Consider the following 18,021-nt stretch of genomic DNA (forward strand, 5'->3'; position numbering starts at 1 on the left):
CAGCCAAAGGTCAGCGCCGTGGGTCCGCGTGGGCGGGAGCATGCCGGACGGTGCCGGGCACTTACCGGGTTACCAACCGGTGCGCTCATTTTCGATCAGCGCGTATTGTAGCTTGTCCGAATCAGCCTTGCCAGTTCTTGCGAAGACGGGTTAGTATCGTTGCAGGTGCAGCCACTGCGCCAACGTCGCTCGGACGGATCCGGGCGCTTACGTATAGAGATACCATGACCGACAGCCAAGCTCCGCGCAGCTTTTCGCGCATCAATCGCCTTCCCCCCTACGTTTTCAATATCACCGCCGAGCTCAAGATGGCCGCGCGCCGCCGTGGCGAGGACATCATCGACATGTCGATGGGCAATCCCGATGGCGCCACGCCGGCCCACATCGTGGACAAGCTGGTCGAGACGGTCAAACGCCCTGACACGCACGGCTATTCCGCGTCAAAAGGCATCCCGCGCTTGCGCCGCGCCATTGCCCATTGGTACAAGAAGCGCTACGAGGTCGACATCGACCCGGACAGCGAAGCCATCGTCACCATCGGCTCGAAAGAGGGGCTGGCGCACTTGATGCTGGCGACACTCGACCGTGGCGACACGGTGCTGGTGCCGAACCCCAGCTATCCGATCCACATCTGGGGCGCCGTGATCGCGGGCGCCGATATCCGCTCCGTGCGCATGGGGCCGGGCGTGGATTTCTTTGCCGAACTGGAACGTGCCATCCGCGAAAGCTACCCGAAACCGAAGATGATGGTGCTGGGTTTTCCATCGAACCCCACGGCGCAGTGCGTGGAACTGGAATTCTTCGAGCGTGTCGTCGCGCTGGCCAAGCAGCACAATATTCTGGTGGTGCATGACCTGGCGTATGCCGACATCACCTTCGATGGCTGGAAGGCGCCGTCCATCATGCAGGTAGCGGGCGCGCGCGACGTGGCCGTCGAGTTTTTCACCATGTCGAAAAGCTACAACATGGCGGGCTGGCGCATCGGCTTCATGGTCGGCAACGCGGAACTGGTGGCGGCCCTGGCGCGCATCAAGAGCTACCACGACTACGGTAGTTTTACTCCGGTGCAAGTGGCGGCCATTGCCGCGCTGGAAGGCGACCAGAGCTGCGTGACGGAAATCTGCGCCCAATACCAGCGCCGCCGCGACGTGCTGGTGAAAGGCTTGCATGAAGCGGGCTGGATGGTGGAAAAACCGAAGGCGTCGATGTATATCTGGGCGCATATCCCGGAAGCGTACCGCCACCTGGGTTCGCTGGAATTTGCCAAGCTGCTGCTGCAAAAAGCCAAGGTGAGTGTCTCGCCCGGCATCGGCTTCGGAGAATACGGCGATGAATACGTGCGCTTCGCCCTGATCGAAAACGAGGCGCGGGTGCGGCAGGCGTTGCGTGGCATAAAGAATATGTTGCGCTCCAGCGACGGGAAAGCGGAAGTGGCAGCATAAAAGTTGCCATATGGAATGCTTCGTTGCCCTTAATATCACTGCTGCGTATTTCTGACATCACGAATATAAAGTGGTTTTATATGCTGCGATGCGGCATCATTCAACTGTCTCCTCTATCTCCTCCAAGGAAATAGATTCAGCCCGCTCCCGCAGCGGGCTTTTTTTTGCCCGTCGTTTTGGCCCTGGGTTCCGACCGGCACGCTCGGCGAACGAGGCGGTCGCTTCGCGCAGCACGGCCAGGTGGATATGTTGGAACATGGTTTCACATGAATATTAATAATGGATACATGAAGTTTTACCATTATTTTTCATGGATGAAAGTCTCTATGATGTATTCATACTTCACTAGGAGGCACTACCGCCATGACCGTCACGACACATAATCTGGGCTACCCGCGCATCGGCGCCAAACGCGAACTGAAATTCGCCCTGGAAGATTACTGGAAGGGCAGCAGCACCCTGGATGCGCTGCAAGGCCATGGCGCGGAGTTGCGCCAGCGCCACTGGCAAGACCAGAGCGCACTGGACCTGGCGCCCGTGGGCGACTTTTCCTTTTATGACCAGGTGCTGGACCTGAGTTTTACCTTGGGCAACCTGCCGCAACGCGTGCGCGGCCTGGAAGGCGCGGAGCTCGATAACTATTTCCGCGTGGCCCGCGGCCGTTCGGCCAGCGACAGCGATTGCAGCTGCGTCCACGCCGGCGAAATGACGAAATGGTTCGACACCAATTATCACTACATCGTGCCGGAATTTTCGGCAGGGACACAGTTCAAGCTCGACAGCAGTCGCTTGCTGCAGCAACTGGCGCAGGCGCGCCAGCTGAAGGTCAACGCCAAGCCCGTGCTGATCGGCCCCGTCACCTATCTGTGGCTGGGCAAGGCCAAGGATGATTCCGACAAGCTGGCGCTGCTGCAAGGTTTGCTGCCCGTCTACGTGCAACTGCTGCAGGAACTGGCCGCCCAGGGCGTGGAATGGGTGCAGATCGACGAACCGATCCTCGTCACGGAGCTGGACGGCGCCTGGCAGCAGGCGCTGGTCACGGCCTACGAGGCCTTGAGCAAAGTCAATCACGTCAAACTGTTGCTGGCCACGTATTTCGGCAAGCTACAAGACAACCTGGCACAGGCGTGCAAGCTGCCCGTGCAAGGCTTGCACCTCGATGCCGTCAACGCCCGCGAAGAAGTGGGGCAGGTGATTGCCCAATTGCCCGCCAGCAGCGTGCTGTCCCTGGGCGTGGTGAATGGCCGCAATATCTGGAAGACGGATTTGAACGAAGTGCTGGCATGGCTGGAACCCGTGCACGCCAGCCTGCAGTCGCGCCTGTGGATCGCGCCGTCGTGCTCCCTGCTGCACGTGCCCGTCGACCTGGACAGCGAGCAAAAGCTGGATACGGATATCCGGTCGTGGCTGGCCTTTGCCCGCCAAAAACTCGATGAAGTACACACTATCGCCGGCGCCCTGAACCAGGGCCGCGCTTCCGTGCAGGGGGCGCTGGATGCTAATCATGCCGCCGTGCAAGCGCGTCGCCAGTCGAGCCGCGTGCACAATCCGCAAGTGAAAGCGGCCGTGGCCCGCATCGACGCAAGCCTGGGCCAGCGCGCTGGCGGCTATACCGAGCGTGCCGCCAAGCAAGCTGCACTGCTGCAACTGCCGCTGTACCCGACGACAACGATCGGCTCCTTCCCGCAGACGGCGGAAATCCGCCAGGCGCGCAGCCAGTTCCGCAGCGGCCAGCTCGATACAGCCGGCTACAAAAAGCTGATGCAGGCGGAAATCGCCCATTGCGTCCAGGAACAAGAGGTGTTGGGCCTGGACGTCTTCGTGCACGGCGAAGCGGAACGCAATGACATGGTGGAATATTTTGGCGAACAGCTCGACGGCTACGCCTTCAGCCAGTTCGGCTGGGTGCAATCGTACGGTTCGCGCTGCGTGAAGCCGCCCATTTTGTTCGGCGACATCAGCCGCCCGCGCGCCATGACGGTCGAGTGGAGCACCTATGCCCAGTCGCTGACGGACAAGCCGATGAAAGGTATGCTGACGGGCCCCGTCACCATCCTGAACTGGTCTTTCGTGCGCGACGACCAGCCGCGCTCCGTGTCATGCTACCAGCTGGCGCTGGCCATCCGCGCCGAAGTGCTGGACTTGGAACAGGCCGGTATCCGCGTGATCCAGATCGACGAGGCGGCGCTGCGCGAAGGCTTGCCGCTGCGCAAATCGCAATGGGCCGACTACCTGCGCTGGGCCGTGGAATCGTTCCGCATCACGGCCAATGGCGTGGCTGACGAAACGCAGATCCACACGCACATGTGCTATTCGGAATTCAACGACATCATCGCGCAGATCGCCGACATGGATGCGGACGTGATCACGATTGAAACCTCGCGTTCCGACATGGAATTGCTGGACGCCTTCGATGATTTCAACTATCCGAACGACATCGGCCCTGGCGTCTACGATATCCATTCGCCGAATATTCCCGGCCAGGAACAGATGGTCAAGCTGATGCGCAAGGCGGCCGAGCGCATCCCCGCCCAGCGCCTGTGGGTCAACCCCGATTGCGGCCTCAAAACGCGGGGCTGGAAAGAAGTCATACCCGCGCTGGCCAACATGGTGGCGGCCGCGAAAACCTTGCGCGGCGACACCGTGGCCTAAGGATGGCAGGGGCAGGGGAGGCCGCTATGGCTGAGACGTGGCTGAGATATAGAACAATCGTATTTCTGTCATCACAACATGCAATTGGATAGTGATGCTGCGATGCTGCATCATTCACCTGTCTCCTCTACTTCCTCCAAGGAAATAGATTCAGCCCGCTTCCATAGCGGGCTTTTTTTTGCCCGCGTGGTACGTGATGCGCTACAACACATTTGCCGCCACGGCCGAACTGTAGTTGCGCGCCAGGGCCGCGATGATGGCGGCCATCGCCTGCGGGTTGTCGGTGGCGCCGAAATGCGCCGCATACAGGCGCTTGGCCGCCTCGACTTGCGCGTTCGTCAGTTTCACGGCGTAAGCCATGCGCACGGTTTCAGGATTGTTCAGCGTCATTTTTCACCTTGAAGACAGGAATTTCGGTTGGCTCGTGTCCCTTGCCCGCGCAAAGGATTGCAATTACAATCGTTGCACTTGCAATCGTATAGGCAATGTCTGCCTTGCGCAAGCGATACCGAGACAGGAGCCGCCATGCATACACCCCTTCCCCATCCGCCACTGCCAGGCGGCGAGACGGGCCGCGCCGCCCATGCCTGCATGGCCGCGCTGGCGCCAGTGTCAGGATCGCCGCTGGCACATGCTTCGCCGCGCCGCGCGCTGGGCGCCATGGCTGGCAGCCTGAAGCAGGGTGGCGCCTTGGTGGCGCGGATGCGCAAGGTGGGTACGCAGGCGGGACCATTCCCGGACGGCGACTCCTGGGAAGTGGGCGCGTCCGCGGGCGCCTGGGCCGTGCGCTATCGCCATGGCGCGGCGCAGCCGGAAAAGCCGCTGCTCTACCTGTGCAGCCCCGCCTCGCTGCCGGCCTTGCGCGCGGTGCTGGTTGAATCGGGAGGGCGTGGCATCGTCTGCAATGATGCGGAAACGCAAGTCTCGCGCTGGCCGAAAGGCGTGCAGCCGGCGCTGCCCGCCTGGCTTGCCGCGCAGCACAATTGCATGCCGTTCGACCCGGCGACGGGCGAGGAAGTGCGCGCCATCCTGCGCGCGGCACTGGAAACGCTGTACCTGGAACAGCAGCCTGGCTATTACTACCTGGCCATACATGATGAAGGTGCCGATGAAGATGCGGACGAATTTGCGGTGGCGGCGCCCTTGTCGGCTGCCGATGCGGCAGCGGCCAGCCTGGGCATGTACCGTGTGTCGCCGCTGAGCCCTGAGCCATGCCGGGTGCGTTTGTGCGGGGCGGGAAGGATGCTGGCCGTCGTCGCCGATGCCGCCCGCTTGCTGCAGGAGGACTGGGATATTGCCGCGCAAGTGTGGAGTTGCCCCAGCTACACGCGCCTGGCGCGCGATGCGCAGGCGGCGGAGCAGTGGAACCTGTGTCACCCGCGCGCCATTCCAAGACTGGCCCATGTGCGGCGCTGCCTCGATGACAGCGCCGCGCCCGTCATCGCCGTCACCGGCTATGGGCAGCACATCGCGGGCCAGATCGGCGGCCATGTGCGTGGGCGTGTCATCGCCATCGGCGCCGATACCAGCATGGAAACGAGTGCGCCGTGGCTGGTCGTCACCGCGTTGAAAGCGCTGGCCGACGATGGCGCGCTGCCGGTGCAGTTCGTCGAGTACGCGCTGCGGCGTTACGCCTTGCTCTGAACCTTGCCCTGGCCTGCGCCGCGTGCCGCCTCGGCGGCGCGCACGAGGGCGGCGCTGAAGTCTTGCTGCCCGTCGCTGTCAAATTGCGCCAGGAACAGGTCGGCCACCGTGGCCTGGTACACGGCCCACATCTGCTTGCGCAGGATTTTCCCGTCTTCCGTGATGGAAACGAAGGCAGCGCGCCCGTCTTCCATCGAACGCGTGCGCGTCACCAGCCGGTCCGTTTCCAGCTTGTCCACCAGGCGCGTCAGGTTGTAGCGTTCGATGGCAAGCGCGTCGGCCAGTTCGTGCATGCGACGCGAACCGTCGGGGCCGCTTTCGAGTCCCCACAGCACGTCATACCACGCATATACGGGCAGCTTGGCCGCTGCCAGGCGGCGTTCGATTTCGCGGATCATCAAACGGTGCGCGCGCACGAACGAAAACCACAGGTCGGGCGCAGGTGCCGAGCCAATTTCAGGCGCAGTTTCAGACATCGGTATTCCTCCAGATCAATCACAGTTGCAAATGCAATTATAGCGCTATACAATGGCCGGCATAACGATTGCAAATGCAATGATTGCAGTAGCAATCGATCATGACGATGTATGCCCACCCTCAGGAGACTGCCATGACCCCATCCCTCGCCGTACCCGATATCGATCCGCAAGAAACCAAAGAATGGCTGGAGGCGATGCAGGCCGTCGTCGCCGTGGAAGGGCGCCCGCGCGCCCATTATCTGATCGACCAGCTCGTCGATATTGATGCCGCGCAGCACGGCGGCATGCACGGCCGCGTCACCACCGCCTATACCAACAGCATCGCCACGGCGCGCCAGCCCGCTTATCCGGGCGACCTGGCCATCGAGCGCCGCCTGAATGCCTACATCCGCTGGAATGCGATGGTGATGGTGCTGCGCGCGGCCAAACACTCGAACGTGGGCGGCCACATCGCCACTTACCAGTCGGCGGCCGTGCTGTACGACGTCGGTTTCAGCCATTTCTTCCGCGGCCATACGGATCAGTTTGCCGGCGACCTGGTCTACATCCAGGGCCATTCCGCGCCCGGCATCTATGGCCGCGCCTATCTGGAAGGCCGCATCACGGAAGCGCAGCTGGACAATTATCGCCGCGAAGCGGGCCGCGAGGGCTTGTCGTCGTATCCGCATCCCCGTCTGATGCCCGATTTCTGGCAATTCCCGACCGTATCGATGGGACTGGGGCCGCTGACGGCCGCCTACCAGGCCCGTTTCATGCGCTACCTCGAGTATCGCGACTTGACGCCACACCAGGGTCGCAAGGTGTGGGCTTTCCTCGGCGACGGCGAGATGGACCAGCCGGAATCGCTGGCCGCCATTTCCCTGGGCGGCCGCGAGCGCCTCGATAACCTGATCTTTGTCGTCAACTGCAACCTGCAGCGTCTGGACGGTCCCGTGCGCGGCAACAGCAAGGTCATCCAGGAGCTGGAAGGGACCTTCCGCGCGGCGGGCTGGCATGTCATCAAGGTCATCTGGGGCAGCGGCTGGGATGCTTTATTGCAGAGCGACACGAGCGGTTTGTTGCGTCAGCGCATGATGGAATGCGTGGACGGCGATTACCAGACTTTCAAATCGCAGAATGGCGCCTATGTGCGCGAGCATTTCTTTGGCAAGTATCCGGAACTGCTGGCGCTGGTGGCACATATGTCAGACGACGACATCTGGCAGTTGACGCGCGGCGGCCACGATCCCGAAAAAGTCCACGCGGCCTACGCGGAAGCCATGCGCACGACTGGCCGGCCTACCGTGATCCTGGCCAAGACCGTCAAGGGTTTCGGCATGGGTGAGGCGGGCGAAGGGCAAAATATCAACCATCAGCTGAAAAAGATGAGCGCCGACGCCGTGCGCGCGTTCCGCGACCGCTTCGCGCTGCCCGTCAGCGATGCCCAGCTGGAAGAGATGCCCTACCTGAAACCGGCGCCGGACAGCGAGGAAGGGCGCTACTTTGCCGCGCGCCGGGCGCAGCTGGGCGGCTACATTCCGGCCCGCATCAGCAAGGTGGCGCCCTTGCCCATACCGCCGCTGTCCACTTTCGCCACCCAGCTCAAGGATAGCGGCGAGCGGGGCGCGTCCACCACCATGGCCTTCGTGCGCATCCTCGGTACCCTGCTGAAAGATCCCGCCTTGAGCAAGATCATCGTGCCCATCGTGCCCGACGAATCGCGCACGTTTGGCATGGAAGGCCTGTTCCGCCAGATCGGCATCCATTCCTACCTGGGGCAGCTGTACACGCCGCAGGATGCGGGCCAGCTCAGCTACTACAAGGAAGCCAAGGATGGGCAGATCTTGCAGGAAGGCATCAACGAATCGGGCGCCATTTCCTCCTGGATCGCCGCCGGTACGTCGTACAGCAACCACGGCCTGGCCACCATTCCGTTCTACATCTTCTATTCGATGTTCGGCTTGCAGCGCGTGGGCGACCTGGCGTGGGCGGCGGCCGATGCCCGCACGCGCGGCTTTCTGCTGGGCGCCACGTCGGGACGCACGACACTGATGGGGGAGGGACTCCAGCACGACGATGGCCACAGCCACGTGCTGTCGTCCGTGATTCCCAACTGCATCTCGTACGATCCCACCTATGCCTACGAGCTGGCCGTGATCATCCACGACGGCATGCGCCGCATGTTTGCCGAGCAAGAAGATATTTTCTATTACATCACCTTGCTCAACGAAAACTATCCGCACCCGGCCATGCCGGCAGGCGCCGAGGCGGGCATCCTGCAGGGCCTGTACCTGCTGCAGGAAAGCCCGGCAGCGGCGGCCCCGCGCGTGCAGCTGATGGGCAGCGGCTCCATCCTGCGCGAAGTGCTGGCCGCCGGCGTGCTGCTGCAGCAGGATTTCGGCGTGGCGGCCGACGTGTGGAGCGCCACCAGCCTGACGCAAGTGCGGCGCGACGGCCTGTCCGTGGAGCGTTGGAACATGCTGCACCCGGACAGCGCACCCCGCGTGCCGTATATCGCGCAATGCCTGGCCGGCCGGCAAGGCCCGGTGGTGATCGCTACCGATTACATGAAGATCGTGGCCGACCAGGTGCGCCCCTTCGTGACGGACCGGCGCTTCGTTGCCCTGGGCACGGATGGCTTCGGCCGCTCCGATACGCGCGAATCCTTGCGCACCTTCTTTGAAGTGGACCGCCATTTCATCGTGCTGGCCGCCCTGACGGCGCTGGCGGATGGGGGCCAGCTGCCGCGCAGCAAGATTGGCGAGGCCATCGCCAAATACGGCATCGACGTGGAAAAACTGGATCCCGCGTCCGTGTAACTTTTCGAGGAGTGATCATGAAACTGTATTACGCAACGGGAACGTGTTCCCTGTCGCCGCACATCGTGGCCATCGAAGCGGGCATTGCGCTGGAGCTGGAAAGAGTTGATATTCGCAAGATTCCACGCGTCACGGAAACGGGCGCGGACTATGCGCAGGTGAATGCGAACCTGTACGTGCCGGCGCTGGCGCTGGACGATGGCACTATCTTGCTGGAAGGCACGGCCATCGTGCAATACCTGGCCGACCTGGCGCCGGCCAGCGACCTGGCGCCGCCGCCCGGCTCCCTGGCGCGCGTGCAGCTGCAGTCGTGGCTGGGTTTTATTGCCACCGAGCTGCACAAGGTGTTCAGCCCCTGGCTGTTCCACCCGGAATACGGCACGCAGGCGCAGGACGTGGCCCGCTCGCGCCTGGCCGCACGCCTCGACTATGTGGAGCGGCAACTGGCGGCCGGCGGACCGTATCTGCTGGGCGAGCGTTATTCCATCGCGGATGCCTATCTGTACACCATCCTCAGCTGGTCGGCGCACACCAAGGTGGACTTGTCGGCCTTCCCGCAAGTGAGGCGCTTGATCGAGCGTGTCGGCGAGCGTCCCGCCGTGCAGCAGGCCTTGCGCGAGGAGGAGGGCAGATATTGATAAAACATATTTCTATCATCACAACATAGAATTGGATGAATATGCTGCGATGCGGCATCATTCACCTGTCTCCTCTACTTCCTCACAGGAATTAGATTCAGCCCGCTCCCGCAGCGGGCTTTTTTTTGCCCATTTTTAAGGTGCAAAGCTGCGCACGCTTGCTTGTCATCATCGCCATCGTGTTGCTTTTGTGCATGCTAAACTGGGCCTTCCCCAGACCAAGGTTCCTGATGCTTCAATTATTTCGCCACACGCTGGAGTCCACGCCGATTCTCGCCCTGTTTCTCGTCATCGGCGCCGGTTATGCGCTGGGACGCATCAGCGTGTTCGGCTTTTCGCTGGGCGTGGGCGGCGTGCTGTTCGCGGGGCTGGCGCTGGGCGCCTTTGCTCCCGGTTCCGTGCCGCCGCCGATGGTCGGCTCCATCGGCTTGCTGCTGTTCCTGTATGGCATCGGGGTGCAGTATGGCGTGCAGTTTTTCGCCGGCTTGCGCGGCGCGGGGCAGAAACACAATCTGATCGCCTTTGCTGCAGTCATGGGCGGCCTGGCCGTGTCCGTCTGGGGCGGGCAGTGGATCGATATCTCGCTGCGCATGGCCAGCGGCGTGTTTGCCGGCGCCATGACCAGCACGGCCGCCCTGCAGGCGGCGCTGGAAGCGTCGCACGGCAATGGCGACGCGGCAGTCGGCTATGCCGTCGCGTATCCGTTCGGCGTGGTCGGCCCCATGCTGGGCCTGTACCTGGCCGGGCGGATATTAAAACCCGTGCTGACGCCGCCGCCGGCACCCATCGTCGTGTCCGAAATTACCATCGACGAAGCCAAATTGGCGGGCGCGGCCCTGTCTGAACTGGCCGACGGCCCGCTGGCGGGCGTACAGGTGATCGGCGTGCGCCAGGGCCACCAGAACCGCTTGCCCGATCCTGGCCTGGTGCTGGGCGTGGGCGACGCGCTGATGGTGTCGGGCACGGTGGCGGGCGTGGAAGCGGCGCGCACGGCGCTGGGCCATCTGGATCCGGGCCGGCTGATGAAGGACCGCAGCGCGTTCGACGGCACGGAAGTGTTCGTGTCGGACGCGGAAATCGTCGGCGTGCCGCTGGGCGAGTTGAATTTGGCGAAAGATTTTCCCCTGCAGATCGCTTTCATCCGCCGCGGCGATGCCATGATCCTGCCGCACCCGTTCCTGACCCTGGAGTTTGGCGACAGGGTGATGGCCATTGCGCCAGCGAAACATGCGGCCGACGTGCGCAAGCTGTTCGGCAATTCCATCACGGCCACGGCCGAGTTCAGCTATGTCTCGCTGGGTATGGGCATGGTCTTGGGTGTGCTGCTGGGCCTGGTGCCGATTCCCTTGCCATGGATAGGCTCGTTCAGCCTGGGCCTGGCCGGCGGCCCGCTGGTGATGGCGCTGATCCTGGGACGCCTGGGCAGGGTGGGCAAGATCAGCTGGCGTTTGCCCCTGTCGGCCAACCTGGTCATGCGCAACTATGGCTTGACGATTTTCCTCGCTTCCGTCGGCATGGCGTCCGGCTTGCCCTTCGTGCAGCAAGTGGGTGCGGATGGCTTGCCCATGCTGGCGCTCGGCGCCGTGACCGTGCTGGTGGTGGTGGCCCTCGTCGTGATCCTGGGCAAGGTCTTCCTGCGCCTGCCGTTTCCCGAGTTGCTGGGCATCGCGGCCGGCGCCACGGGCAACCCTGCCGTGCTGGTGTTCGCCAACCGCCTGGCCAAGTCGGACCGCCCGAACCTGGGCTACGCCATGATTTTCCCCAGCATGACCATCGTCAAGATTGTTGCCGTGCAAGTGCTGCTGCATTTGTATGGGTGATGGCGGCCAACAGCAGGCATTCGCTTCAGCGTGACAATATGTGAGCTTTTCTTTCTTGTAATTCGTTAAGCTCTGGATCCGCATTTTGCCGGAACCGCTCAAACAGATGAACTCGCTGGCAGTGCAACGGATATAGGAAAGAAATTCATGAGGAATAATGTATGGTTGGGTGCCGTAGTTTTAGTCTCTTTCATTTCAGGGTGCGGCGAATCTCCGCCAGCGAAGACCCCGGAAGAAATTGAAAAAATTGCGTTTGATTGTGGCGCTACGAAGCCACAAATTGAGGCATGGTTTGCAACGCATAAAACCGGTTGGGCGGAACACACCGCCGAGGGCGTAAAGTGCATTCAAGATCACCCGTAGGCGGCGAGGGAGTATTCCCTCGGCACCGATGTCAGTCAGGTTTTTTTCGGCCATCGATCAGCAATAAAGCCAGGTAACAAGCAATAAATACTGACGCAACAGAATTCATATGCCAATCAAAGCGAGTCCTTTTTGCTTCCAGGAGCAATTCGACTGGGGCGCAGACATATACTCCGTCTACTACGATGGTGGCTTGGTAATACGCGTCCTTCGAAATCGCAACCAAGTAAGGGAATGAGGTTACATTTTCCCAAGTTGAAGGTTTTCGGCTTCTGGATGAAATCTCTCTGGCGGAGTATTGGGTTGCTGAAGATTTCCCTTCAGCTTATCCGGTCCTTGAGGTGTTCGATGGCGGATGGGCGAGGGAAGAAGACGAGCGTCTTGGCTGTATCCGGCAGCAGCGAGAGTGGATCATTGTGACGGCTGGGACCTGTGTCAGCGTTTTTTCGCAGCATGAACCAGAGATTCGTGATGCAGTCTGGCGTGCCAACGCTTAGCGATTGCCCACGCTGAATGAATTGGGCCGCCAATGATTCAGTATCGCATCCCACGTCCGCTTTTGAGGTGAATCCTGTTAACAACTATCATTGGCAGTGAGGAAAACTATGCAAGTCACGCGTATCGTTGCAAATTTCCTGGCGTCGGATCTGGGCCTGGCGCGGACGTTTTACGAGGACGTGCTGGGCCTGAGCCTGTTGATGGACCATGGCTGGATCATGACGTATGGTTCGCAAACCGAGATGAGCGTTCAAGTGAGCTTTGCGACGGAAGGCGGCTCGAACACTGCCGTGCCCGACCTTTCCATTGAAGTCGATGACGTGGATACCGCATTCGAACGCATGTCCGGAGCAGGGTTCCCTATTGAATATGGCCTCACCGATGAACCTTGGGGTGTCAGGCGGTTTTTTGTGCGCGACCCGTTCGGCAAGCTCATCAATATTTTGTCGCACACATAGACGCGGTGCCACGGCGGCCAGCCGATGCCACCCGCTTCCCTTGCCGCGCCAGCCATTGTAAAAGGCCTGGCACCGCTCCCAATCTGTTGTACAATCCTTGAGAACGGTCGTGCTTTTTTGTGCGCTGAGCTTCCTTGCGTGCAGTCATCACGGCAACCGATAAGAACAAGGAGACAGACATGGACCTGCATTACACGGCCGAGGAGAGCGCCTTCCGCGACACGGTGCGCGCCTTCCTCGAGACCCATCTTCCGGCGGACTTGCAGCGCAAGGTGCGCCAGCATCTGCGCCTGAACCGCGACGATTATGTGCGCTGGCACAAGATTGTCGCGCAGCAAGGCTGGGCCGCGCCGGCCTGGCCCGTCGAACATGGCGGCACGGGCTGGACGGCCGTGCAGCGCCATATCTGGGAAGACGAGTGCGCGCGCGCCGCCACGCCGCCGATCCTGCCCTTCGGCGTCAACATGGTGGCGCCTGTCATCATGGCCTTCGCCAACACCGAACAAAAAGCATATTATTTGCCGCGCATTTTGAATTGCGACGACTGGTGGTGCCAGGGTTACTCCGAGCCGGGCGCCGGTTCCGACCTCGCCTCGCTGAAAACCACAGCCGAGCGCGACGGCGACCATTACATCGTCAACGGCCAGAAAACCTGGACGACGCTGGGCCAGCACGCGGACATGATCTTTTGCCTGGTGCGCACGGATAGCACGGTGCGCAAGCAGGAAGGCATCAGTTTCTTGCTGATCGACATGAAAACGCCGGGCATCACCGTGCGCCCCATCATCATGCTCGATGAAGAGCACGAAGTGAACGAAGTGTTTTTTGATAACGTGCGCGTGCCCGTCAGCAACCTGGTGGGTCAGGAAAACAAGGGCTGGACCTACGCCAAGTATCTGCTGGGGCACGAACGCACGGGCATCGCCGCCGTCGGCCGCTCCAAGCGCGAGCTGACTTTCCTCAAGCAGCTGGCCATGCAGCAAAGCAAGCGCGGTGCGCCGCTGCTGCACGATCCCGCCTTTGCGGCCAAGGTCGCCACGCTGGAAATCGAGTTGATGGCGCTGGAAATGACGGTCTTGCGCGTCATCAGCGACGAAGGCAAGGGGCCGGGACCGCAGGCGTCGATGCTGAAAGTGCGCGGTTCGGAACTGCAGCAGCAACTGACGGAACTGATGGTCGAAGCCATCGGCCCGCAAGCCTTGCCGTTCGACCCGGCATTCCTCGATGGCGGCGCGCCGCACAGCGCGGGCGGCGACGACCTGGCCGCACCGCTGGCCGCGTATTACTTCAATTACCGCAAGACATCGATCTATGGCGGCTCGAATGAAATCCAGAAAAATATCATCACGCAGATGATCCTGGGCCTGTAAGCCAGAAGGAGACGACATGGACTTTCATTTTAATCAGGAACAGCAGCAATTCGCCGATGCGCTCAGGCGCTGGGTCGACAAGGATTACCGCTTTGAAACGCGGCAAAAAATCATCCATTCCGCCACGGGCACGTCCGATGCCGCCTGGGCCACCCTGGCCGAGCTGGGCATGACGGCCTTGCCGCTGCCGGCCGGTGCGGGCGGCTTCGACGGCACGGCCGTCGACATGCTGCTGGTGATGCAGGAACTGGGCCGCGGTCTGGTGGTCGAACCGTATTTCGCCACCGTGCTGGGCGCGCGCTTTTTGAGCCTGGCCGGCGGCCACGACGGCGTGCTGGAACAGGTCGCCAGCGGCAGCCTGAAGCTCGCTTGCGCGCTGGGCGAACGCCAGTCGCGCCATGACTTGCACGATATCGCCACCACGGCCACTGCCAGTGGCGACGGTTTCGTGCTGGACGGCGAGAAAACCGTCGTCATCCACGGCGCGCAAGCGGGCGCCTTGATCGTGTCGGCGCGCAGCAGCGGCGGCCAGAGCGATACGGATGGCATTTCGCTATTCCTCGTGCCTGTTGACGCGCCCGGCGTTTCCGTGCGCGACTACCGCACCATCGACGGCCAGCGCGCCGCCACCGTCACCCTCGTGCAAGTGGTGCTGGGCCACGACGCCCTGGTTGGCCAGGCGGGGCAGGGCTGGGCCGTGCTCGACGCGGCCGTGGATTTCGGCGCCGCCCTGCTGTGCGCGGAAGCCGTGGGCGCCATGGACGCCATCTTTGCCGCCACTCTGGAATACCTGAAGACGCGCCAGCAGTTCGGCGCGCCGATCGGCAAGTTCCAGGCTTTGCAGCACCGCATGGCCGACATGTTCATCCACCTGGAGCAGGCACGTTCGATGGCCATGCTGGCCGCCGCCAAGGTCGACAGCGACGACGCGTCCGAGCGCCGCCGTACGGTCTCCGCCGCCAAGGCGCGTGTGGGGCTGGCTGCCACCTTTGTCGGTCAGCAAGCCGTGCAATTGCATGGCGGCATGGGCGTCACCGACGAATTGCCCGCCGCCCACCATTTCAAGCGCCTCTCCATGATCGCCCTGACCCTGGGCGACGTGGACCATCATATCGAGCGCTTTATCGCCCAGCCGGGCTTTTTGCCGACGGAGACCGCATGACCGCATCGCCTGCCACCACCCCGAAACACTGGTATTTCGAAGATTTCACGCAAGGCCTGGAAATCGACCTGGGCCTGCGCCACGTAACGGAAAAGGAAATCATCGCCTTCGCCACGGATTTCGATCCGCAGCCATTCCACGTCGACCATGCGGCCGCCGAAAAGACCATCTTCAAGGGCGTCATCGCCAGCGGCTGGCATACCTGCGGCATGATGATGCGCCTGGTGGTTGACAACCTGCTCAAGCATTCGTCCAGCATGGGTTCGCCCGGCCTGGACAGCATCCGCTGGCTCAAACCCGTGCGCGCGGGCGATACCCTGCAGCTGACCTACCAGGTCAAGGAAGTGCGCCCGTCGAGCAGCAAGCCGGACCGCGGCATCGTCATTTCCGTGTGGAGCGTGCGCAACCAGCATGGCGAAGTGGTAACTACCGTCGAAGGCATGGGCATGTTCGGCCGCCGTCCGGCAGGCGAAAACCATGCGTGACATCGCCGGCATCGCCGGTTTCCAGGCCTTGTCGGGACAGCACGTGGCTGTTTCGGACTGGCTGACCATCACCCAGCAGCGCATCGACACCTTTGCCGACGCCACGGACGACCATCAGTGGATCCATGTGGACGCCGAACGCTGCGCGCGTGAGTCGCCCTACGGCTGCACCGTGGCGCACGGTTTCCTGACCTTATCCCTGCTGCCGGCCATGTTGCAGGGAGCGCTGCACATGGCCGGCATCCGCATAGCCATCAACTATGGCCTGAACAAGGTGCGCTTTCCCGCGCCCGTGCCTGTCGGCAGCCGTTTGCGCGCGCGGCTCGACATCCTCTGCGTGGACGACGTGCCGGAAGGGGCGCAAGTGAACTGGGCTGTCACCATGGAGCGCGAGGGCGACACGAAACCCGTGTGCGTGGCGGAGTTCCTGATGCGTTGCTATCCCTAGGGCAGGTGGCTGACGAGAAGTGTCAAACCATCGTTTATCCGCGGGGGCTGCCGGCAGCTGACAGGCAGCGGAGGCTGAGCGGCGCTGCCGGCTGCTGCGAGCAGACGGCAGCATACGATGCCACATCGCCGTGCGGCAGGTCGCGGCAGTAATAGGGGATGGTAGCGGGCGTGCCTTCATGGCGCATCCGCCACAGTCCGGTGTCCACGGGGGCAAAGCTGAGCAGCCGGCAATCGACGCTCAAGCCCGTGCCGAGCGCCTTCAGATACGCTTCCTTGCGCGTCCACAACTGGTAAAACTGCTGACGGCGCTGGTCCGGCGCCAGGGCCGCCATGGCCGCGCGCTCGTCGGCGTGGCACAGCAAGTCGAGCAGGGGATCGAGATCGAGCGGGGTTCCCGCACACTGTTCCACGTCCACGCCGACGGCATGGCGGGCGACGGCGAGCAGCATCGCGTCGCCGCTATGGGACAGGTTGAAATGCAGTGCCTGCCCGGCCAGTGAGGGCTTGCCGAAGGCGCCGTGCCGGAAGGCGACGGCGGCGGGTGGCACGTCCAGGTAGTCAGACAGTATCTGGCGCAGAACGCCCTGCGAGCGCCGGTAGCGCGTTTGCAGGGCAAGGCTGCGGAAACGGTCCGCCTTGTCGTTTTCCAGCCGATTCAGGCTAGCGGCAAACGCATCGAGGCGGCTGTCGTCCAGGTCGACCTGCCATAGCGCAATTTCCTGCGCCTCGGGTGTTTGCATAGCTTAGTCCTGCGCCAGCGTGGCGCGGATATCGGCCAGCACCGCCCTGGCGTGCGTCTCGATGAAAAAATGCCCGCCGTCATGCCAGATGCTGTGGCAGCTCCCCGAGGTTTCCAGCGCCCATGCCGCCACGCCGTCTGGGCTGACGCGTGCATCGGCGCGCCCCGCCAATACCGTCAGCGGCACGGTGAGTTGCGGGCCGGGGTGGTAGTGGTAAGTTTCCACCATGCAAAAATCGGCGCGCAAGATCGGCAGCAACAGGGCCATCAGTTCGCGCTCGTCCAGCAGTTCCTGCGGCGTGCCGTCGTAAGTGCGCAATTCTTCCAGCAGGGCGTCATCGGGCAAGCGGTGCAGCATGCGCGATGGCGGGCGGCGCTGCGGCGCGTTCGCGCCGGACACCAGCAGCCGCAGCGGCGGCGGCACATCCAGGCGCGCCAGGCCGCGCGCCACTTCGAACGCCAGCAGGGCACCCAGGCTGTGGCCGAACAGGGCGTAGGGCCGGGGCGTGGCGCGCAGTTCGCGGGCCAGCGCCTGCGTCAGCTCGCCTGCCAGCGGCAGCAGCTGGTCCTGCGGCGCTTCCGCCATGCGCCGTCCATGGCCGGGCAACTCGATGGCGCACACTTCGATGGATGGCTCCAGCCTCGCTTGCCAGGCGCGGAAGGCGGCCGCGCTGGCGCCTGCATGGCCGAAGCAATACAGGCGCAGTGCACGCGTGGCATGCGGCTGGCCGCGCACCAGCCAGCTGGCGCCCAGGCCAGCGCTCACGCTACTTCGGCTTCCCGCGCGCCAGCGTCCATAGCCTGGCGCAAGCTCAGCGGACGCATGTCGGTCCAGACCTGCTCGATATGCGCCAGACATTCCTCCTTGCTGCCCCGCTTGCCGGCTTCGCGCCAGCCGACCGGGATGGCCTTGTAGTCGGGCCAGATCGAGTATTGCTCTTCCTCATTGACGACAACGTAAAAACGGGTATCAGGGTGATCCCAACTCATGCTGACTCCTTTGATCGGTAAGGGCGCCCATGC

General features: G+C 62.6%; 17 protein-coding genes. 11 read left to right on the plus strand and 6 right to left on the minus strand.

All coding sequences use genetic code 11. The features are described 5' to 3' along the window. The first annotated feature begins 224 nt into the window (after window positions 1–224). A complete protein-coding gene (alaC, locus tag SJI03_RS15915; protein WP_322427832.1) occupies window positions 225–1,442 on the plus strand; it encodes an alanine transaminase in 1,218 nt (405 codons plus the stop codon). 96 nt (window positions 1,443–1,538) lie between these two features. Here the strand turns inward: alaC and SJI03_RS15920 are convergent, their stop codons facing one another. Next, window positions 1,539–1,700 (minus strand): hypothetical protein, encoded by a 162-nt coding sequence (locus tag SJI03_RS15920; RefSeq protein ID WP_322427833.1) that lies wholly within the window; start codon window positions 1,698–1,700, stop codon window positions 1,539–1,541. Between the two features lie 105 nt (window positions 1,701–1,805). Between SJI03_RS15920 and metE the strand changes: the two genes are divergently transcribed. After that, on the plus strand, window positions 1,806–4,094 hold the full coding sequence (gene metE / locus SJI03_RS15925) for a 5-methyltetrahydropteroyltriglutamate--homocysteine S-methyltransferase (protein ID WP_322427834.1): 2,289 nt from the start codon (window positions 1,806–1,808) through the stop codon (window positions 4,092–4,094). Window positions 4,095–4,295: 201 nt separating this feature from the next. Here the strand turns inward: metE and SJI03_RS15930 are convergent, their stop codons facing one another. Next, entirely contained in the window at window positions 4,296–4,484 is a 189-nt protein-coding gene (locus SJI03_RS15930) for a hypothetical protein (RefSeq protein WP_099378805.1), read from the minus strand. A gap of 135 nt (window positions 4,485–4,619) precedes the next feature. Here SJI03_RS15930 and SJI03_RS15935 point away from each other — a divergent pair, with 135 nt between their 5' ends. Beyond that, window positions 4,620–5,738, plus strand: a complete 1,119-nt coding sequence (locus SJI03_RS15935) for a transketolase-like TK C-terminal-containing protein (protein WP_322427835.1) — start codon at window positions 4,620–4,622, stop codon at window positions 5,736–5,738. Here SJI03_RS15935 and SJI03_RS15940 read toward each other — a convergent pair. Further along, the gene (locus tag SJI03_RS15940; protein WP_322427837.1) at window positions 5,723–6,214 is read right to left on the minus strand and encodes a MarR family winged helix-turn-helix transcriptional regulator; all 492 of its coding nucleotides are present in this window, start codon (window positions 6,212–6,214) and stop codon (window positions 5,723–5,725) included. The genes SJI03_RS15935 and SJI03_RS15940 overlap by 16 nt on opposite strands. A 134-nt stretch (window positions 6,215–6,348) precedes the next feature. On the opposite strand from SJI03_RS15940, the gene aceE reads away from it, so the two are divergent. From aceE to SJI03_RS15980, 8 genes are all read left to right on the plus strand, one after another. Further along, entirely contained in the window at window positions 6,349–9,015 is a 2,667-nt protein-coding gene (aceE, locus tag SJI03_RS15945) for a pyruvate dehydrogenase (acetyl-transferring), homodimeric type (RefSeq protein WP_322427838.1), read from the plus strand. Window positions 9,016–9,032: 17 nt separating this feature from the next. After that, window positions 9,033–9,653 (plus strand): glutathione transferase GstA, encoded by a 621-nt coding sequence (gstA, locus tag SJI03_RS15950; RefSeq protein WP_322427839.1) that lies wholly within the window; start codon window positions 9,033–9,035, stop codon window positions 9,651–9,653. A gap of 230 nt (window positions 9,654–9,883) precedes the next feature. Further along, a complete protein-coding gene (locus SJI03_RS15955; protein ID WP_121669855.1) occupies window positions 9,884–11,473 on the plus strand; it encodes an aspartate:alanine exchanger family transporter in 1,590 nt (529 codons plus the stop codon). A 968-nt stretch (window positions 11,474–12,441) separates the two neighbouring features. Continuing rightward, window positions 12,442–12,792, plus strand: coding sequence for a VOC family protein (locus tag SJI03_RS15960; RefSeq protein ID WP_322427840.1), 351 nt, complete (start codon window positions 12,442–12,444; stop codon window positions 12,790–12,792). 179 nt (window positions 12,793–12,971) lie between these two features. Further along, window positions 12,972–14,162: an acyl-CoA dehydrogenase family protein gene (locus SJI03_RS15965; RefSeq protein WP_322427841.1), complete on the plus strand. Its 1,191-nt coding sequence runs from the start codon at window positions 12,972–12,974 to the stop codon at window positions 14,160–14,162. 16 nt (window positions 14,163–14,178) lie between these two features. Continuing rightward, the gene (locus SJI03_RS15970) at window positions 14,179–15,324 is read left to right on the plus strand and encodes an acyl-CoA dehydrogenase family protein (protein ID WP_322427842.1); all 1,146 of its coding nucleotides are present in this window, start codon (window positions 14,179–14,181) and stop codon (window positions 15,322–15,324) included. Further along, window positions 15,321–15,809 (plus strand): MaoC family dehydratase, encoded by a 489-nt coding sequence (locus SJI03_RS15975; RefSeq protein WP_322427843.1) that lies wholly within the window; start codon window positions 15,321–15,323, stop codon window positions 15,807–15,809. Before SJI03_RS15970 ends, SJI03_RS15975 begins: the two co-directional genes overlap by 4 nt. Further along, on the plus strand, window positions 15,802–16,257 hold the full coding sequence (locus SJI03_RS15980) for a MaoC family dehydratase (RefSeq protein ID WP_322427844.1): 456 nt from the start codon (window positions 15,802–15,804) through the stop codon (window positions 16,255–16,257). Before SJI03_RS15975 ends, SJI03_RS15980 begins: the two co-directional genes overlap by 8 nt. A gap of 34 nt (window positions 16,258–16,291) precedes the next feature. Here the strand turns inward: SJI03_RS15980 and SJI03_RS15985 are convergent, their stop codons facing one another. Genes SJI03_RS15985 through SJI03_RS15995 form a run of 3 tightly spaced genes read right to left on the minus strand, consistent with a single transcriptional unit; the run spans window position 16,292 to window position 17,988 of the window. Further along, the gene (locus SJI03_RS15985; RefSeq protein WP_322427845.1) at window positions 16,292–16,999 is read right to left on the minus strand and encodes a 4'-phosphopantetheinyl transferase family protein; all 708 of its coding nucleotides are present in this window, start codon (window positions 16,997–16,999) and stop codon (window positions 16,292–16,294) included. A gap of 3 nt (window positions 17,000–17,002) precedes the next feature. Further along, window positions 17,003–17,764 carry a thioesterase II family protein gene (locus tag SJI03_RS15990; RefSeq protein ID WP_322427846.1) on the minus strand — a complete coding sequence of 254 codons (762 nt, stop codon included), beginning with the start codon at window positions 17,762–17,764 and terminating at the stop codon, window positions 17,003–17,005. Then, window positions 17,761–17,988: an MbtH family protein gene (locus SJI03_RS15995; protein WP_099378819.1), complete on the minus strand. Its 228-nt coding sequence runs from the start codon at window positions 17,986–17,988 to the stop codon at window positions 17,761–17,763. Before SJI03_RS15995 ends, SJI03_RS15990 begins: the two co-directional genes overlap by 4 nt. Window positions 17,989–18,021 lie beyond the last annotated feature (33 nt).

This window comes from Janthinobacterium sp. GMG1 (assembly GCF_034427795.1).
Classification (GTDB): domain Bacteria; phylum Pseudomonadota; class Gammaproteobacteria; order Burkholderiales; family Burkholderiaceae_D; genus Janthinobacterium.

Excerpts from the sequence above, each read along its gene's own strand:
- alaC (WP_322427832.1), top strand. The coding sequence starts at position 225 with ATGACCGACAGCCAAGCTCCGCGCAGCTTTTCGCGCATCAATCGCCTT.
- SJI03_RS15965 (WP_322427841.1), top strand. The coding sequence starts at position 12,972 with ATGGACCTGCATTACACGGCCGAGGAGAGCGCCTTCCGCGACACGGTG.
- SJI03_RS15940 (WP_322427837.1), bottom strand. The coding sequence starts at position 6,214 with ATGTCTGAAACTGCGCCTGAAATTGGCTCGGCACCTGCGCCCGACCTG.
- SJI03_RS15985 (WP_322427845.1), bottom strand. The coding sequence starts at position 16,999 with ATGCAAACACCCGAGGCGCAGGAAATTGCGCTATGGCAGGTCGACCTG.
- SJI03_RS15975 (WP_322427843.1), top strand. The coding sequence starts at position 15,321 with ATGACCGCATCGCCTGCCACCACCCCGAAACACTGGTATTTCGAAGAT.
- SJI03_RS15920 (WP_322427833.1), bottom strand. The coding sequence starts at position 1,700 with ATGTTCCAACATATCCACCTGGCCGTGCTGCGCGAAGCGACCGCCTCG.
- SJI03_RS15980 (WP_322427844.1), top strand. The coding sequence starts at position 15,802 with ATGCGTGACATCGCCGGCATCGCCGGTTTCCAGGCCTTGTCGGGACAG.
- SJI03_RS15935 (WP_322427835.1), top strand. The coding sequence starts at position 4,620 with ATGCATACACCCCTTCCCCATCCGCCACTGCCAGGCGGCGAGACGGGC.
- SJI03_RS15995 (WP_099378819.1), bottom strand. The coding sequence starts at position 17,988 with ATGAGTTGGGATCACCCTGATACCCGTTTTTACGTTGTCGTCAATGAG.
- metE (WP_322427834.1), top strand. The coding sequence starts at position 1,806 with ATGACCGTCACGACACATAATCTGGGCTACCCGCGCATCGGCGCCAAA.
- SJI03_RS15970 (WP_322427842.1), top strand. The coding sequence starts at position 14,179 with ATGGACTTTCATTTTAATCAGGAACAGCAGCAATTCGCCGATGCGCTC.
- SJI03_RS15955 (WP_121669855.1), top strand. The coding sequence starts at position 9,884 with ATGCTTCAATTATTTCGCCACACGCTGGAGTCCACGCCGATTCTCGCC.
- SJI03_RS15930 (WP_099378805.1), bottom strand. The coding sequence starts at position 4,484 with ATGACGCTGAACAATCCTGAAACCGTGCGCATGGCTTACGCCGTGAAA.
- gstA (WP_322427839.1), top strand. The coding sequence starts at position 9,033 with ATGAAACTGTATTACGCAACGGGAACGTGTTCCCTGTCGCCGCACATC.
- SJI03_RS15960 (WP_322427840.1), top strand. The coding sequence starts at position 12,442 with ATGCAAGTCACGCGTATCGTTGCAAATTTCCTGGCGTCGGATCTGGGC.
- aceE (WP_322427838.1), top strand. The coding sequence starts at position 6,349 with ATGACCCCATCCCTCGCCGTACCCGATATCGATCCGCAAGAAACCAAA.